This is a genomic window from Sphingomonas adhaesiva (assembly GCF_002374855.1).
In the GTDB taxonomy this organism is placed as follows: Bacteria; Pseudomonadota; Alphaproteobacteria; order Sphingomonadales; family Sphingomonadaceae; genus Sphingomonas; species Sphingomonas adhaesiva.
In genome coordinates this window covers 409,460-425,319 of the sequence record NZ_NWVC01000001.1, presented here as the reverse complement: position 1 = coordinate 425,319, position 15,860 = coordinate 409,460, and the positions used below count along the sequence as shown (strand labels likewise).

At 70.3% G+C, this 15,860-nt stretch carries 16 protein-coding genes and 1 tRNA gene; 10 read left to right on the top strand and 7 right to left on the bottom strand.

Features of this window, described 5'->3' with window-relative positions:
* Positions 1–56 precede the first annotated feature (56 nt).
* Positions 57–194, top strand: a complete 138-nt coding sequence (locus tag COA07_RS18795) for an enoyl-CoA hydratase/isomerase family protein (RefSeq protein WP_373853865.1) — start codon at positions 57–59, stop codon at positions 192–194.
* A gap of 179 nt (positions 195–373) precedes the next feature.
* Here COA07_RS18795 and COA07_RS02150 read toward each other — a convergent pair whose 3' ends face one another.
* On the bottom strand, positions 374–1,276 hold the full coding sequence (locus tag COA07_RS02150) for a LysR family transcriptional regulator (RefSeq protein WP_083956738.1): 903 nt from the start codon (positions 1,274–1,276) through the stop codon (positions 374–376).
* Positions 1,277–1,373: 97 nt separating this feature from the next.
* Between COA07_RS02150 and COA07_RS02145 the strand changes: the two genes are divergently transcribed.
* Positions 1,374–2,537 carry an MFS transporter gene (locus tag COA07_RS02145; protein WP_066707915.1) on the top strand — a complete coding sequence of 388 codons (1,164 nt, stop codon included), beginning with the start codon at positions 1,374–1,376 and terminating at the stop codon, positions 2,535–2,537.
* A gap of 43 nt (positions 2,538–2,580) precedes the next feature.
* Here COA07_RS02145 and COA07_RS02140 read toward each other — a convergent pair whose 3' ends face one another.
* The 3 genes from COA07_RS02140 to COA07_RS02130 are packed head-to-tail and all read right to left on the bottom strand — an operon-like array spanning position 2,581 to position 4,748.
* On the bottom strand, positions 2,581–3,138 hold the full coding sequence (locus tag COA07_RS02140; protein WP_066707929.1) for a GNAT family N-acetyltransferase: 558 nt from the start codon (positions 3,136–3,138) through the stop codon (positions 2,581–2,583).
* Positions 3,135–4,052 (bottom strand): bifunctional helix-turn-helix transcriptional regulator/GNAT family N-acetyltransferase, encoded by a 918-nt coding sequence (locus COA07_RS02135; RefSeq protein ID WP_066707917.1) that lies wholly within the window; start codon positions 4,050–4,052, stop codon positions 3,135–3,137. Before COA07_RS02135 ends, COA07_RS02140 begins: the two co-directional genes overlap by 4 nt.
* A gap of 39 nt (positions 4,053–4,091) precedes the next feature.
* Positions 4,092–4,748 (bottom strand): helix-turn-helix transcriptional regulator, encoded by a 657-nt coding sequence (locus COA07_RS02130; RefSeq protein ID WP_245841951.1) that lies wholly within the window; start codon positions 4,746–4,748, stop codon positions 4,092–4,094.
* A 64-nt stretch (positions 4,749–4,812) separates the two neighbouring features.
* Between COA07_RS02130 and COA07_RS02125 the strand changes: the two genes are divergently transcribed.
* From COA07_RS02125 to COA07_RS02115, 3 genes are all read left to right on the top strand, one after another.
* Positions 4,813–5,829 (top strand): LLM class flavin-dependent oxidoreductase, encoded by a 1,017-nt coding sequence (locus COA07_RS02125; protein WP_066707922.1) that lies wholly within the window; start codon positions 4,813–4,815, stop codon positions 5,827–5,829.
* Positions 5,830–5,891: 62 nt separating this feature from the next.
* Positions 5,892–5,964: transfer RNA gene (locus tag COA07_RS02120), tRNA-Ile, on the top strand.
* 22 nt (positions 5,965–5,986) lie between these two features.
* Entirely contained in the window at positions 5,987–6,205 is a 219-nt protein-coding gene (locus COA07_RS02115) for a DUF5818 domain-containing protein (RefSeq protein ID WP_066707924.1), read from the top strand.
* Positions 6,206–6,208: 3 nt separating this feature from the next.
* Here the strand turns inward: COA07_RS02115 and COA07_RS02110 are convergent, their stop codons facing one another.
* Both COA07_RS02110 and COA07_RS02105 read right to left on the bottom strand, forming a co-directional pair.
* Positions 6,209–7,231: a polysaccharide deacetylase family protein gene (locus tag COA07_RS02110; RefSeq protein ID WP_245841950.1), complete on the bottom strand. Its 1,023-nt coding sequence runs from the start codon at positions 7,229–7,231 to the stop codon at positions 6,209–6,211.
* A complete protein-coding gene (locus COA07_RS02105; RefSeq protein ID WP_096640392.1) occupies positions 7,228–8,973 on the bottom strand; it encodes a sensor histidine kinase in 1,746 nt (581 codons plus the stop codon). Before COA07_RS02105 ends, COA07_RS02110 begins: the two co-directional genes overlap by 4 nt.
* Before the next feature lie 209 nt (positions 8,974–9,182).
* On the opposite strand from COA07_RS02105, the gene COA07_RS02100 reads away from it, so the two are divergent.
* Positions 9,183–9,644, top strand: coding sequence for an Lrp/AsnC family transcriptional regulator (locus COA07_RS02100; RefSeq protein ID WP_066711020.1), 462 nt, complete (start codon positions 9,183–9,185; stop codon positions 9,642–9,644).
* 71 nt (positions 9,645–9,715) lie between these two features.
* Here COA07_RS02100 and COA07_RS02095 read toward each other — a convergent pair whose 3' ends face one another.
* Positions 9,716–10,990 carry a tetratricopeptide repeat protein gene (locus COA07_RS02095; RefSeq protein ID WP_066711019.1) on the bottom strand — a complete coding sequence of 425 codons (1,275 nt, stop codon included), beginning with the start codon at positions 10,988–10,990 and terminating at the stop codon, positions 9,716–9,718.
* Between the two features lie 154 nt (positions 10,991–11,144).
* Here COA07_RS02095 and yaaA point away from each other — a divergent pair, with 154 nt between their 5' ends.
* The 4 genes from yaaA to gyrA all read left to right on the top strand — a co-directional run bounded on the left by yaaA (position 11,145) and on the right by gyrA (position 15,848).
* Positions 11,145–11,891, top strand: coding sequence for a peroxide stress protein YaaA (gene yaaA / locus COA07_RS02090; protein WP_066711018.1), 747 nt, complete (start codon positions 11,145–11,147; stop codon positions 11,889–11,891).
* Entirely contained in the window at positions 11,891–12,547 is a 657-nt protein-coding gene (locus COA07_RS02085) for an SDR family NAD(P)-dependent oxidoreductase (RefSeq protein WP_066711016.1), read from the top strand. Before yaaA ends, COA07_RS02085 begins: the two co-directional genes overlap by 1 nt.
* A gap of 112 nt (positions 12,548–12,659) precedes the next feature.
* On the top strand, positions 12,660–12,962 hold the full coding sequence (locus tag COA07_RS02080; protein ID WP_066711014.1) for a hypothetical protein: 303 nt from the start codon (positions 12,660–12,662) through the stop codon (positions 12,960–12,962).
* A 105-nt stretch (positions 12,963–13,067) separates the two neighbouring features.
* Positions 13,068–15,848, top strand: coding sequence for a DNA gyrase subunit A (gyrA, locus tag COA07_RS02075; RefSeq protein ID WP_066711012.1), 2,781 nt, complete (start codon positions 13,068–13,070; stop codon positions 15,846–15,848).
* Positions 15,849–15,860 lie beyond the last annotated feature (12 nt).

Sequence of the window (15,860 nt, the reverse complement as noted above, 5' to 3'; positions counted from 1 at the left end):
GGCGGGGAATGCGATAGACCCGCCGATGGCACAGGCGCTGGCCGAGGCGGCACGCGGTGGCGAACGATCCGGCGGTGCGCTGCGTCGTGCTGACCGGCGCGGGGCGGCTGTTCTGCGGTGGCGGCGATGTGGCAGCGATGGCGGCAGCGGGCGACGCGGCGGGGCCGGTCCTGCGCGATCATCTCGATCGCTAAGCCGCGACCATCGCCCACGCCGGCACCCGTGCCGAGGCACATGAAGGCATCGCCGCCTTCGGTCTCCCGGCGGAGGGCGGTGACGGCCGCAAGGTCGATCGCCTCTTGGTTCACGACCGAGACATGCCCGGGCTTGCGGTCACTTGCCATCATCGCGCCCGGCGAGAAAAGCCGCCCCCCTATGCGACCCGGGCAGCAAGCCGTTCGACGATGAAGTCGACGAACACCCGCACCCGTGCCGGCGTCGTCGACCCACCGACGAACAGCGCGTGGAGCGGCTCTCGGTCCTGCGGGTTGAACGCCTCCAGCAGCGGCACCAGTGCGCCGGTGGCAAGGTCGTTCTCGACCGCGAACCGTCCGACCCGCGCGATGCCGACGCCTGCGCGGGCAAGCTGCGCCAGCGACTCCCCGTTGTTCGCCTCGATCGATCCCGTCACCGCCAGCGCCCGGTCGCGCCCGTCCTCGCGGAACGGCCAGCCGGGTTCGGCGCGGCGGAAGTTGAAGCTCAGGCAATTGTGGCCGAGCAGGTCGTCGGGCACCTGCGGCGTGCCGTGCCGGGCGAGGTAGCCGGGCGAGGCGACCACCACCCGTCCCGTCTCCCCCAGCTTGCGCGCAGTGAGCGGGCTGTCGGCAAGCTGGCCGAAGCGCACCGCGACATCGGCCTGCCCGCCTAGCACATCGACGATCCGGTCGGACAGGTTCAGGTCGACAAGGATGCCGGGATAGCGCGCGGTAAAGTCGCCGAGCAGCGGCACGACATAGAGCCGTCCGTGCGCCAGCGAGGCGGTGACGCGCAGCCGCCCACGCGGCGACGCCTGATCCGCGATCGCCTCCTCCACCTCGGCCATATCGGCGAGGATGCGGCGGGCGGCGCGCAGATAGGCTTGCCCCTCGGCGGTCAGCGCCAGCGCGCGGGTGGTGCGGACCAGCAGCCGCACGCCCAGTCGCGCCTCGATCCGTGCGACGATCCGGCTGACCGCGGAGGGCGTCAGTCCCAGGGCGCGGGCGGCGGCGGACAGGCTGCCCTGTTCCGCAACGGTCGCGAACACCGTCATCTCGCCCGATCGTCCGGTGACGTCCATCTGTGATTCCCAGGCACAAGAGCTGGTCCCATTCTGCGGCTACACGGGGGGCGCGCAAGCCATCATCTCACGCGGCGCAACAACGAAAGGTGGACGCGTGCGTCTCAATCCCCCTCTTCTGGCGCTGGCGATCGGCGCGTTCGGTATCGGCGTGACTGAATTCGCGCCGATGGGTATGCTGCCGGGCATCGCCGGCGACCTCGGCGTGTCGATCCCCGCCGCCGGCCTGCTGGTCAGCGCCTATGCGATGGGCGTGCTGATCGGCGCGCCGCTGATGACGCTGACCACCGGGCGAATCGACCGGCGGACGCTGCTGATCGCGCTGATGGGCATCTTCACGCTCGGCAACGCGCTGTCGGCGGTGGCGGACGGATACTGGATGCTGATGGCGGCGCGGGTCGTCACCTCGTTCAACCACGGCGCCTTCTTCGGCGTCGGATCGGTGGTGGCAGCCGGGCTGGTGCCGGCGGACAAGCGCGCCGGGGCGGTGGCGGCGATGTTCACCGGACTGACCGTCGCGACGATCGGCGGCGTGCCGCTGGCGACCTGGGCGAGCGAGGTGCTCGGCTGGCGCACCGCCGTTGCCGGGATCGCGGGCGTGGGCGCGGTCGCGATGCTGTCGCTGCGCCTCGCGCTGCCGGCGCTGCCTCCGCCGGAGGGCGGCGACATGCGTGCCGAACTGCGGGTGCTGAGGCGCGGGCCGGTGCTGATGGCGCTGGCGCTGACCACGATCGGCTTCGGCGGCGTGTTCACTGTCTTCACCTATATCGTCCCGATCCTGCGCGACGTGACGCACGGCTCCACCGGCTACGTCACCGCGATGCTGATGCTGTTCGGTGTCGGTGCGACGATCGGCAACGCATGGGGCGGGCGGCTTGCCGACCGCTCGGTGGACCGGGCGCTGACGCTGATGCTGGTGGCGCTGGCCGTCACGCTGCTAGCCTTCACCGTGCTGATGCAATGGCCCGTCACCGCTGCCGCCGCGATCCTGATCTGGGGCATCGCCAGCTTTGCCATCGTGCCGCCCTTGCAGATGCGGGTGATGGATGCCGCGGCCGACGCACCGAACCTCGCCTCCGCGATGAACATCGGTGCGTTCAACCTCGGCAATGCGATCGGCGCGGCGTTGGGTGGCGGGGTGATCGGCGCCCGGCTGGGCCTGCCCGTCGTATCGCTGGCAGGCGCCGCGATGGCGGTCGTCGCGCTGGCGATGCTGCTCGCGTTCCGGCGTCAGCCCCGCGCCGCTGCCTGCCCGGTCTGAAAGCTATCCTGCGCCCGCCCCGCAGGAGTCGCAGGCCAGCGGGTCACCCGTCGGTTACGACCGGATGAAGAACCTTCCGCATCCGGTTCAGCGGCACGACAACGCCATCCACATCCGCGTCGGCGCGTTCGAGCGGGCGATAGCCGCACGCGGCGTAGAGCCGCTCGCCGCTGGCGGTGCTCATCAGTTCGCCGGCGGTGAAGCCTGCCTGTGCGGCGGCCTGCTCGCACCGGTCGAGCACCATGCGGCCGATCCCGCGCCGGACATGATCGGGGTGGGTGTACATCGCACGGATGCGGGCGGCGTCGCGGGCCGGGTCGAGCAGTGCGGGATCGCGCAGACCCGCGCTGTGATCGCCGCCATAGAGGGTCGCGCGCCGGCTCCATCCGCCACAGCCGACCGCCACGCCGTCTTCCTCGACGATGAAATAGGTGCCGTCGCGCACCAATTGCGTATCCAGCCCCATCACGGTGCGGCTCGCGACGATCTGGGCGGGTGTCAGCACGGCGGCCTGACCACGCTCGATCGCCAGGGTCATCAGGTCGCGCAGCGTGTCCAGATCGCTTTCCACCGCCACGCGGATCGTCAGGGCGCCGCTCACGCCGCCAGCTCCAGCCGCCACGTCTCTCCCTGGAGGGGCACGCCGAACCGGTCGTGCATCGCCGTCTCGACGCAGCGGAAACCCTGTGCGGCATAGATGCGGCGGGCAGGCTCCAGCACGGTCTGCGTCCACAACGTCAGCGCGGTGTAGCCGGTCTCGCGCGCGAAGCCGACGCAGCGCGCGACCAGCGCCTCCCCAATCCCGCGCCGCCGTGCGAACGGTTCGACGTGGAGCAGGCGCAGGCGGGCGAGGCCGTCGCCTTCGTCGGTCACGAACACCGCCCCGGCCATCACGCCGTCGATCTCCGCGACCCAGCATTGCTCGCGGGCGGGATCGAAGTCGCGCAGGAAGGCGGCGGTCACCTCGCCCTCGATCACCTCGAGCGCGCGCCCCCAGCCGTGGCTTTCGGCGTAGAGGACCGATTGCCGGGCGGCGATCAGTGCCGGCTCGCCCGTGCGGAACGGGCGGATGTGGAACGGTCCGCCCGACGCCGGGTCGAGCAGCAGGCGGGCGCGGGTCAACGCCTCGACGAGGTCGCGCCGCATCGTGCCCGGCACGTCGTCCAGCAGATCGCCGACGGCCGCGCGCTGGCGTTCGTCGATGATCGCGAAGGCCTTGCGTCCCGCCTCGGTCAGCCGCAGGTCGCGGGCGCGTGCATCGTCCTCGCGCACCACGCGAACGACCCAGCCGCGCGCCTGGAACCGCGCGATCATGCGGCTGAGATAGCCGGCGTCCATGCCCAGCACCTCCTGCAACACGCTGGCGGTGACCGGCTCGCGTGTCGCGATCTCGAACAGCAGCCGCGCTTCGGGCAGGCTCGCATCGGTGCCGAGGAAGCGCGCATCCAGCGCGCCGATCGTCTGCGTGTAGAAACGGTTGAACCGGCGGACCGCCGTGACGTCTGCGTCTTCCATGCATACATGCTGGACCCAATTAGTTGACGGAGTCAAGTATCACGGCAGCGCCGGTTCGGGCACGAGTTGTGCACGGATCGCGGCGGCATCCCGGCCCGGCGGCGCGCCGAACAGGCGGCGATAGTCGCGGCTGAACTGCGACAAGCTCTCGTAGCCGATCGCGAAGCCGACGCGGGCGACCTCCTCGGCGGCGATCAGGCGGCGGCAGGCTTCCTGCAATCGCACCTGCTTCTGGAACTGCACCGGCCTCATCGTCGTCACCGCCTTGAAATGGCTGTGGAAGCCGGGGACGCTCATGCCGGCCAGCGCCGCCAGATCGGCGACGCGCATGGTCTCGGCGTCAAGGTCGCGGATGTGGGCGGTGGCGCGGCCGATCCGCGCGGCGTGGGTATCGACAAGCCCGACCTGGCGCGGCGCCGGACCCAGCGCGCTGGCCCATAGCCGCCACACGATCTCGCGCCGGACGAGCGGCGCGAGCATCGGCGCGTCGCGGGGGGCATCGAGCAGGTCGAGCAGCCGCCTGAGAGGATCGCACAGCGCCGGGTCGTGATCGGCCCTCGACAGCGTGGCGAAGGCGGGTGCATCGGCGAGCGCCCCGGCCTGTTCGGCGAGCAGTTCAGTCACCCCGGCAGGATTGATCGCCAGCGACAGCGCGAGATAGGGTGCCTGCGCGCTGGCGCCCTTTGCGCGCGCCACGTCGAAACGATCGGTTTCACGATCGACGGCGTGCAGGCGCCCACGGCGCGCCTATATCGGTGCCATGAAAAAGATCGGTTTCCTCTCGTTCGGGCATTGGTCCGCCTCCCCCACGTCCGCCACGCGATCGGCCAGCGACGTCTTGTTGCAGTCGATCGACCTGGCGGTCGCCGCCGAGGAACTAGGCGCGGACGGCGCCTATTTCCGGGTGCATCACTTCGCGCAGCAGCTCGCCTCCCCCTTTCCGCTGCTGGCGGCGGTCGGCGCGAAGACGTCGCGGATCGAGATCGGCACCGGCGTGATCGACATGCGCTACGAAAACCCGTTCTACATGGCGGAGGACGCCGGGTCGGCGGACCTGATCGCGGGCGGGCGATTGCAGCTGGGGATCAGCCGCGGATCGCCCGAACAGGTGATCGAGGGCTGGCGCTATTTCGGCTACGCCCCCGCCGCGGGGGAAAGCGACGCCGACATGGGGCGGCGCCATTCCGAGGTGTTCCTGGCGATCCTGAAGGGCGAAGGGTTCGCCAAGCCCAACCCGCGTCCGATGTTCCCCAACCCGCCTGGGCTGTTGCGTATCGAGCCGCATTCGCCGGGCCTGCGCGAACGGATCTGGTGGGGTTCGGCATCGGATGCGACCGCCGTTTGGGCGGCGCAGCAGGGAATGAACCTGCAAAGCTCCACACTGAAGGCCGATGAGGGCGGCGAGCCGTTCCATGTCCAGCAGGCGCGGCAGATCCGGGCGTATCGCGACGCCTGGGCGCAGGCGGGCCACCGGCATGCCCCGCGCGTGTCGGTGTCGCGGTCGATCTTCGCGCTGACCAACGACCAGGACCGCGCCTATTTCGGGCGGGGCGACAGCCGCGACGAGGTGGGCGTGATCGACAATATGCGGGCGGTGTTCGGCCGCTCCTATGCCGACGAGCCGGACCGGCTGATCGAACAGCTGCGCGGCGACGAGGCGATCGCCGAGGCCGACACGCTGCTGCTGACCGTGCCCAACCAGCTGGGCGTGGATTACAACGCGCATGTGATCGAGAGCATCCTGACGCATGTCGCGCCCGCACTGGGCTGGCGGTAGGCGCCCGCCCGCACGCACCCTTGCCAGCGGGCGGCGCGTGCCGCTACGGGAAGGGCGACGGGGGGCCTGTAGCTCAATGGTTAGAGCTGGCCGCTCATAACGGCTAGGTTGCGGGTTCGAGTCCTGCCGGGCCCACCGTCGATCGGAAAGGAACGGCATGGACGCCAGCGACGAAGCGGCCGCCGACCGCGGCATCTGCGAAAGCGGGCTGCTGGTGCGCGATGGCGCCGCCTTCGTGCTGCGGCGCGACGCCGGCGGGGCCTATCGGCTCGACCTGCCGCGCGTCCCGGTCGATCACGTGCAGAAGCGGGTGCGGATCACCGGCGTGCTGGAAGCGGACGGGCGCGTCACCGTGGAGGGCGTCGCCCCCGCCTGACCGTCACGCGGCGCGGATCACCTCGTCCAGCGTGACCGGCGCGAAGCCGTGGCGTTCGAGCGCGTCGAGCACCCCGCCCCACCAGCGATGGAACTGCGCCAGATCCGCCGCATCGCGGACATAAGGCGTGTTGCCGGGCACCAGCGAGGGCGAGTGGAACGCCAGTTGCAGCAGCCGCGCACCGTCCTGCGCGGCGCGGCGTATGGCGCGGATCGCGTCCGCCAGCGGGGTTCCCTCCGGCGTCAGCGGCACGCGCGCGAGCAGGCCGGTGCGCGCCAGCACGCCGCCCCCGCGCGGCACGCGCGTGGCGGCGGGATGCAGCCAGCGGCCGGCGCGGTGCAGCAGGCCGGTGTAGACGACCGACAGCGGCAGTTCGATCACGCCCTGCGCCGTGCGGAACGCCGCGCCGTCGATGGCGGTGAAGTCGGCGCCGCCGTGGGCGCGGTAATCGAAGCGCGCGCGCATCGAGGCGTCCACCGCAATGCCGCGCGCCGCCAGCAGCCGCAGCGTCGCCGGCCCCAGCCCGTAGCGGCCGGCACGATACACGCGCGGGGCGCGGCCGAACGCGGCGGTCAGCGCGGCGATCAGTTCGTCGATCTTCGCCGCCTCCAGCACCTCCGGCAGATTGCCGGCGAAGGACGCCAGTTCGCCGGGCACCTCGCCATGCGGCGGGTTGACCCAGGGGTGCAACTGCGCGCCCGCCTCGCTGCCGTCGGTCAGCAGCGGAGCGATCAGCGCCGCCGTCGCCGCGTCGGTGGCGACGGGGTGGTCGACGAGATAGACGGGCGCTACGCCGCGCGCCCGCATCCCGCGGTGCCACGACGGTAGCGCGGCGACCGCCGCGACGTGCCGCGCCGCACCGGAAAACGGCCGCGACCAGTCGAATTCCTCCTCGACATCGACGGTGACGAGGAAGCGGCGACCGAACGATGCCGGCCAGTGGATGCGCGTCGCGGGATCGGTGGCGAAGCGCAGGCGATGGGCGACCGCGCCATCCGGCGGGACGTCGGAGCCGGCCCCCGTCACGGGGCGAATGTCGATGCCTGCTCCATGTCGCCATTCAATGCCGCCGGCAGCTCCAAGGTCAAGCGATCCGCGCCGAACGTCAGCCGCCCGCCCAGTTCAGCCGCCAGATTGCGCGCCAGCCGCAGCGCGAAGCCCGCGCCCAGCAGCGGCGCGCCCTCTTCCTCGCCGGCATCCTCGTCATCGAGCGCGAGCAGTGCGGCTTCCTCGCGGTCGGCCAGGGCCGCGGGACGCGCGACCGACAGCGCCAGCCGGTCGCCCTGCGCCGCGACCGAAACGTCCAGCATCTCGCCCGGCGCGACATGGCCCAGCAGCGTCGCGAACAGGCGGGACACCAGCCGCTCGGCGGCGTGCGAATCGACCGACCAGGCGCCCGCCGCGGCGGCCGGCAGCGCCAGCCCGCCGCCACGCAGCCCCGCCAGCGGCGCCAGATCGTGCGCCACACGCGACAGGAGCGGCGATACATCGACCGTATCGGTGCGCAGGTCGAGCGCGGCGCCCTCGATCCGGGCGGCAAGGTCGAGATCCTCGATCGCGCCGATCAGGCCGGCGACATGGCGGCGGATCGTCGCCGCGCGGTCGCGATAGGCGGGCGCGACGGGGCCGAGCAATTCCTGTTCGATCAGCTCCGAAAAGCCCGCGATCGCATTGGTGGGGGTGCGCAGTTCGTGGACCAGCCGGCGCAGCCCCTCCGCCCCCGCACCCGGGCGCGCGGCGGGCGCGGGCGACGGCATCCGGGGCGGGGCGGCGGTTTCCTCGGCGCGCGGACGGCGGGCGCGGCCGCGAAAGCCGATGAAGCTGCCGGTCGCCTGGTCGAACACCGGCACCGCGGAAATGCGCCAGTCGCCGCCGAGCGCGGATTCGCCGGGCACCGCCAGCCGTGCGTCGGTGAAGCACGCGCGCTTGCGGAACGCGCCCGCCGCGACGCCGTCGACGCTGAGCGCCTGCCCGCCCGCGCTGTCGTGGCTGAGCGACAGGCCGATGATCGCGCCGCGCGGGGCGCTGTCGATCCAGCGGATCGTCCCCGCGGCGTCGGTTTCGAAGCGGAAGGCGCGCACCCCGACACTGGGCGCCGGCGTCGTGCGCGGGGGCGCGACGCTTGTGGCGGGCATGGGCGCCGGCATGGGCGCGGGACGATCACGCTGGAACGCCTCGATCCGGTGGACCAGATCGGCGATCTCGAACCGTTCGGGCGGCGCAGCGGCGACGTCGCGGGCCGAGGGCATCGCCGCGGCGACCGCCGCCAGCGGATCGTCGGTCACCACCGGCGCGGGATCGGCGGCGGGTTCCTCCACCGCCGCCGGAATGGCGGGGCCGTCATGGCCGAGCACGAAATCGGTCGCGCCGAACACATCGAGCGCACGCATGACGCTGGGCGGCAGATCGCGGCGGCGGCGCAGGACGCTGCGCCCCAGCGGGCCGATGCGCGGCAGCAGCGCCTCCCAATCCTCCGGCTCCAGCCGTGCGGCGAGCAGGGTGGCGCTGACCACCTCCGGCGCATCCTGCGCGAACAGCGCCACCAGCGCCGCGGGCGGATCGGCCAGCGCGAGGCCGCGCGCACACGCCATCCGGACGTCCAGCGACACCGAATCGCGCAGCGTGCGCAGCCGGTCGAGAAGTTCGGCGTCAGCCGGCGCGCGTCCGCGCCCGATCAGGTCGACCAGCTGACGGAACGCGGCGCGCGCACCGAACGCGGTCGAAACGTCGGCGGCCAGAACGGTCTTCAGGCTGTCATCGAACCGCACGAACGCGCCTACCTCGTATGATGTGACCGCGGCGCACCCGCGTCGCTGTCCCCTACCCTTATGCTGCCGGCGCGGCGCGCGATACCGGCGAGTTGCGGGTTCAGCGGCGATTGTCGCAGCTTGGCACAATTGCGCTGGGGTGTAATTTTCCTGTAGCGAGACTTTCCGAAGCTATCGCGATGATGCGCGATAAGCAGATGTGAGGCGTAATGACCCTGGACCGGATCGACCGCGAAATCCTCTCGCTCCTGCAGGAGGACGGCCGCATGACCAATGTCGAGCTGGCCGAACGCGTCGGCCTGACCGCGCCGCCGTGCCTGCGTCGCGTCCGCGCGCTGGAGCAGGCGGGGGTGATTCGCGGCTACCACGCCGAATGCGACGCCGCGCAGCTGGGCTTTCCGATCACCGTCTTCGCGATGGTCAGCCTGCGCAGCCAGGCCGAGCACGACCTGGAGGCGTTCGAGGCGCATGTCGCGGCGATCCCCGAAATCCGCGAATGCCACATGCTGAACGGCGAGATCGACTTCATCCTGAAGATCGTCGCGTCGGACCTGGAAAGCTTCCAGCGCATCCTGACGACCAAGCTGACCCCGGCGCCCAACGTCGCCAGCGTCAAATCGTCGCTGACCATCCGCACCGCCAAGTCGATGGTCGGCGTTCCGATCGAATGACATGAAAAAGGGCGACCCGTTACCGGGCCGCCCCCTTTACCCATTGCGGCATCGCGCCGCGACGGCCGACGTCAGCCGACCGGCGGGTGATCGAGGAAGTCGATCCACCATGCGGCGATGTCCGAGCGCGGCGGGGTCTTCACCGCCTGGAACGCCGCCTTGGCGCCTTCCTTGTCGCCCGAGCGCGCCAGCGCGATGCCGAGGCGGGTGTTGACGGTGTCGGCGTCGACGCCACCCTTCTGCAGCGCCACGCGGTACAGCTCGACCGCCTTCGCATACTGGTCCGAGCCGAGATAGGCGTCGGCGGTACCGGCGGCCAGCTTGCCGTTCGCGGCGGCCTTGGCCTTGGTTTCCAGCGACGACAGCGATCCTTCGTTGCTGATGAAGCGGTTCGCGGCGGTCAGCAGCCCGGTGGCATTGGCGCTGTCCGCCGGCACCTTGCCCGCGGCCTTGCCCTCGGTCAGGATCGTCTTCGATTCCCACGGCAGGCCGACGTCGGTCGCCCATTGCGCGTAGATTTCATAGTCATACTGGTCGGCCAGCGACTTGCCGAGGCGCAGCAGGCGATACAGGTCGATCTTCTGCTGCTTGTCGAGCGTCACGACCGACTGCGGCTGGATGCCCCAGAACACGACCATGTCGCGCCAGTTCTTCATCGTCGGATAGGCGGCGAGATAGCGGCGGATCCACGCCATCGTCTCCGCATTCATCTTCTTCTGGTTGGTCTTGGCGATGGCGTAGCGGTAGATGTCCTCGCTCGGCTTCTGGCCGGCGGCGGTCTGCGCATCGACCATCTTGGTCAGTTCGGCCAAGCCGCCGGCGGTGTCGCCGCCGTCCATCTTCAGCTTGACGATCTGCAGCGGCAGGTTGGGGTCGTTGTTGCCCAGCTGGCGCGCCTGTTCGAAGAACGCCGCAGCGCCGGCATTGTCCTTCTTGTTCGCGGCGATGATGCCGCGCTGATAGACGTAGCGCGCCTTGTCCGCCTGCGGCGTGCGCGGGTTGGCGATCAGCGCGTCGAGCGGGGCGACCAGCGCGTCGGCGGTGCCGCCGCTGTCCATGCGGATCGCCTCGACGTTCAGACGCAGCGCGGCGGCGATATACTTTTCGTCATCGGTCTTCGCCGCGGCTTCCACCGCCGCGACCAGCGGGGTGGCGGTGGCGACGTCCTTCGCGGCGAGCGCGGTCTGCGCCTGCGCCGCGGGACCGCGCACTTCATTGCTCAGCTTCAGCGCCGGGGCGCCGGCCGCCGGCTTCTCTTCCTTCTTGGCCAAGGCCGGCTGCGCGACCAGCAGGGTCGCGCCGCTTGCCAGCAGCGTGGCCATCAGGGCGTTGGAAATGCTCTTCATCGACACGTCTCTCCACGGATAGATCGGGCGCGTAACGCTAGATGCAGGCTCTAGTGTCCGCGATGCTGCTGTTCAAGGAACCACGGGTTGCGAATGATGGCCGGCCGCTGAACCGCGATTGAACGCGCGGGTGGGGCGCGATACGGCACCGCGCATGATCGCCGTGCTTTCCCCCGCCAAGACGCTGGACCTGACCACCCCGCCCCCCTTCCCCGCCACCCGCGCGCGGTTCGCGGACGAAGCAGCGACGCTGGCGAAGGCGGCGTCGCACCTGACGCAGAAGCGATTGTCGGAGCTGATGAAGATTTCGCCCGCGCTGGCGAAGCTGAACGCCGACCGCTTCCGCGATTTCGACGAGGCGCAGGAACGGCCGGCCCTCTACACGTTCGACGGCGACGTCTACACCGGGCTGGGTGCCGCGACGCTGGACGAGCCGGCGGTACGGTTCGCGCAGGATCACCTGCGGCTGCTGTCGGGGCTGTACGGGCTGTTGCGGCCGCTGGACGGGATGCGGCCCTATCGGCTGGAGATGGGCACGCGCTGGGCGCCGCGACACAAGAAGCTGACCGACTGGTGGGGCACGCGCATCGCCGACGCGCTGGCGCAGGACGTCGATGCAGACGGATCGGGCGTGGTGCTGAACCTGGCCAGCCAGGAATATTGGGATGCGGTGGAGGGCAAGCTGCCCGCCGGCATCCGCGTGGTCGCGGTCGATTTCCGTGAGGCGGACGGGCGCTTCATCAGTTTCCACGCCAAGAAGGCGCGCGGGATGATGGCACGCTGGATGGTGGAGCATCACGTGACCGATATCGAGGCGATGAAGGGTTTCGACACCGACGGCTATCGCTTCGACGCGGGTGCCAGCGACGACGCGCGCTGGACGTTCGGGCGCGCGGCGTGATGCGCGCGGTGGTGATCGGCGCGTCGGGCGGGATCGGCGCGGCGCTGGCCGATGCGCTGGCGGAGGAAGATGCGCAGGTCGTGCGGCTGTCGCGTCCCGAACTGGACCTGACCGACGAGGCGACGGTCGCCGCCGCCGCCGCCAGGGTGGGCACGCCCGATCTGGTGGTCGTCGCCACCGGGCTGCTTCATCGCGATGGGCGCGGGCCGGAGAAGTCGATCCGCGAGCTGGATCCGGCATGGCTGGCGGAGCAATATGCGGTCAATGCGATCGGCCCGGCGATCGTCGCCAAGCATTTCCTCCCCGTCATGCCGCGCACCGGGCGATCGGTGTTCGCGGTCCTTTCCGCCCGCGTCGGCAGCATCGGCGACAACCGGCTGGGCGGCTGGTACGGCTATCGCGCGGCCAAGGCGGCGCTGAACCAGCTGGTGCGTACGCTGTCGATCGAGGACAAGCGCCGCAACGACCGCGGCATCGTGGTGGCGCTGCACCCCGGCACGGTCGACACGCGGCTGTCGCAGCCGTTCCGGCAATCCGGCCGCGACCTGTTCCGCCCCGATCGCGCGGCGGTGCAGCTTCTGGACGTCATAGACGGGCTGAAAGCCGCCGACAGCGGGCGGCATTTCGCGTGGGACGGCGCGGAGATTCCGGCCTGACCGCCACATGACCGATCGGTCATGTCGCGGCCATCGCGCGGAACGGCGGCGCGGCCGATACCGCCTCCCACGGCATCCCCATGAGAGGGGCGCCCTTACAGGAGCAGATGCGATGACCAGGAACCTTCCCTTCGCGATCCTCACCATCGGCGCGATGATGTCCGGTGGTGCCGCGATCGCCGCGACGACCCCCGCGAAGCCCGCCGCCGCGCATGTCGTGCAGCATCAGACGACGACCACCACCACCAGCCCCACCGGCGCGAAGAAGGCGACCGTGACCACCCGCACCGCGGCCACCGCGACGCGCCCCGCCGCCGGCGGTCATATGGTGACCACCAGGACCTCGACCGGGAAGACCGTGACCTACGATTGCCGCAAGCCCGGCAATGCCGCGAAGGCCGCCTGCAAGAAGTAGTTTGGTGCCGCGCCACCCCCGCGCACGCGACGCGCGCGGGGGTGGCCATCGCCGCCATGCCCCGCTAGTGCAGGAAGATTACCTGACACACACGAAAGCGAAGCGTTGAGCGACGAAACCGCCGTGGCGGACCCTTCCGATATCGCCCCCATCTCCATCGTCGAGGAGATGAAGACCAGTTACCTGGATTACGCGATGAGCGTGATCGTCGCGCGCGCTCTGCCCGACGTGCGCGACGGGTTGAAGCCGGTGCACCGGCGCATCCTGTTTTCCGCCAACGAAAGCGGCTTCTTCTACAACCGGCCGTATCGCAAGTCGGCGCGCATCGTCGGCGACGTGATCGGTAAGTATCACCCGCACGGCGACACCGCGATCTACGACGCCCTTGCGCGCATGACCCAGGACTGGTCGATGCGCGTGCCGTTGATCGACGGCCAGGGCAACTTCGGTTCGATGGACCCCGATCCGCCCGCCGCGATGCGCTATACCGAGGCGCGGCTGGCCAAGGCGGCGAATTTCCTGCTGGAGGATCTCGACAAGGATACCGTCGATTTCCAGCCGAACTACGACGGGTCCGAACGCGAGCCGCAGGTACTGCCGGCGCGTTTCCCAAACCTGCTGGTCAACGGCGCGGGCGGCATCGCGGTGGGCATGGCCACCAACATCCCGCCGCACAATCTGGGCGAGGTGGTGGACGCCTGCCTGGCGTACCTCGACAACGGCGCGATCACGACCGAGGAACTGATGGAGATCGTGCCGGGGCCGGATTTCCCGACCGGCGCGATCATCCTTGGCCGCGCGGGCGCACGTTCCGCCTATGAGACCGGGCGCGGATCGGTGATCGTGCGCAGCCGCCACCTGATCGAAACCGGGCGCGGCGACCGCACGTCGATCGTCCTCACCGAAATTCCGTACCAGCAGGGCAAGAACGCGCTGGTCGAGAAGATCGCCGAGGCCGCCAAGGACAAGCGCATCGAGGGCGTCAGCGACATTCGCGACGAATCGAACCGCGACGGCGTGCGCATCGTCATCGACCTGAAGCGCGATGCGACCCCGGAGGTCGTGCTGAACCAGTTGTGGCGGCACACGCCGGCGCAGGGATCGTTCCCCGCCAACATGCTGGCGATCCGCGGCGGGCGCCCGGAACTGCTGAACCTGCGCGACATCATCGCCGCGTTCGTCACGTTCCGCGAACAGGTGATCACGCGGCGTTCCAAGTTCGAGCTGAACAAGGCGCGCGAGCGCGCGCACATCCTGCTCGGTCTGGTCATCGCGGTCACCAACCTGGACGAGGTGGTCCGCATGATCCGGGGGTCGGCCAGCCCGGCGGAGGCGCGCGCCAAGTTGCTGGCGCGCGCATGGCCGGTGGCGGAGATCGCCGGCTATCTGCGGCTGGTCGAGGCGTTGGAGACCGACCATGACGGCGACACCTATCGCCTGAGCGAGATCCAGGTGCGTGCGATCCTGGACCTCAGGCTCCACCGCCTGACCGCGCTGGGCCGCGACGAGATCGGCGACGAGCTGAAGACGCTGGCCGATTCGATCGCCGAGCTGCTGGCGATCCTGTCCGACCGGGTGAAGCTGTACGCGGTGATGCGGCAGGAATTCCGCGACGTGCGCGAACAGTTCGCGACGCCGCGCCGCACCGAGATCGCCGCCGCCGCCGACGGGATCGATGACGAGGACCTGATCGAGCGCGAGGACATGGTCGTCACCGTGACCATGGCCGGCTACATCAAGCGCACGCCGCTCGACGCGTTCCGCGCGCAGGCACGCGGCGGCAAGGGCCGCAGCGCGATGGCGACGAAGGACGAGGACGTTGTCACCAAGCTGTTCGTCACCTCGACGCACACGCCGGTGCTGTTCTTCTCCACGCTGGGCCGGGTGTACCGCATGAAGGTGTGGCGCCTGCCCGAAGGCGGGCCGGCGACGCGCGGGCGGCCGATGATCAACCTGCTGCCGCTGGAACAGGGGGAGACGATCTCCACGGTCCTGCCGCTGCCGGAGGATGAGGCCGACTGGGGCAAGCTGCACGTGATGTTCGCCACCGCGAAGGGATCGGTGCGGCGCAACAGCATGGATTCGTTCACCAACGTGCCGTCGAACGGCAAGATCGCGATGAAGTTCGAGGGCGAGGATGCCGACGACCGGCTGATCGGCGTCGCGCTGCTGGACGAGGGCGACGACGTGCTGCTGGCGACCCGCACCGGCAAGGCGATCCGCTTCGCAGCCGACGAGGTGCGCGAATTCCAGAGCCGCAATTCCACCGGCGTGCGCGGCATCGCGCTGAAATCCGGCGACGAGGTAATTTCGCTGTCGGTGCTGCACCGCGCCGGGATCGCCGACCAGAACGAGCGTGACGATTATCTGCGTCACGCGCCGTGGAAGGCCGACGATGTCGAACGCGCGCCGCGCGTCATGGACCAGATGCGGTTCGAGGAGCTGCGCGCGAAGGAGCAGTTCGTGCTGACGGTGTGCGCCAACGGCTATGGCAAGCTGTCGTCCGCCTATGAATACCGGCGCACCGGGCGTGGTGGTCAGGGCATCACCAACATCGACAATATCGCGCGCAACGGCCCGGTCGTCGCCAGCTTCCCCGCCAGCAAGGCCGAGCAGCTGATGCTGGTGACCGATCAGGCGAAGATGATCCGCATGCCGCTCGCCTCGCTGCGCGTGATCGGGCGCGGATCGGCGGGCGTGCGGCTGTTCAACGTCGCCGACGACGAACATGTCGTGTCCGCGGCGCGGATCGACGAGGAACCGGAGCCGGAGGATGCCGCCGAGGAGCTGGTGGCGCAGGAGCTGACCGGTGACACCGCGACCGCCCCCGATGACGGCGCGACGATCGGCGACGATGCCGCCGCCGGGCCGGAGGACGGCCAGTGACCGCCGCCGACC

Bases quoted from the DNA above. Each gene is read 5' to 3' on its own strand.
- COA07_RS02150 (WP_083956738.1), bottom strand. From the start codon at position 1,276: ATGGACGTCACCGGACGATCGGGCGAGATGACGGTGTTCGCGACCGTT.
- yaaA (WP_066711018.1), top strand. From the start codon at position 11,145: ATGATCGCCGTGCTTTCCCCCGCCAAGACGCTGGACCTGACCACCCCG.
- COA07_RS02135 (WP_066707917.1), bottom strand. From the start codon at position 4,052: ATGGAAGACGCAGACGTCACGGCGGTCCGCCGGTTCAACCGTTTCTAC.
- COA07_RS02125 (WP_066707922.1), top strand. From the start codon at position 4,813: ATGAAAAAGATCGGTTTCCTCTCGTTCGGGCATTGGTCCGCCTCCCCC.
- COA07_RS02115 (WP_066707924.1), top strand. From the start codon at position 5,987: ATGGACGCCAGCGACGAAGCGGCCGCCGACCGCGGCATCTGCGAAAGC.
- COA07_RS02100 (WP_066711020.1), top strand. From the start codon at position 9,183: ATGACCCTGGACCGGATCGACCGCGAAATCCTCTCGCTCCTGCAGGAG.
- COA07_RS02080 (WP_066711014.1), top strand. From the start codon at position 12,660: ATGACCAGGAACCTTCCCTTCGCGATCCTCACCATCGGCGCGATGATG.
- COA07_RS02095 (WP_066711019.1), bottom strand. From the start codon at position 10,990: ATGAAGAGCATTTCCAACGCCCTGATGGCCACGCTGCTGGCAAGCGGC.
- COA07_RS02085 (WP_066711016.1), top strand. From the start codon at position 11,891: ATGCGCGCGGTGGTGATCGGCGCGTCGGGCGGGATCGGCGCGGCGCTG.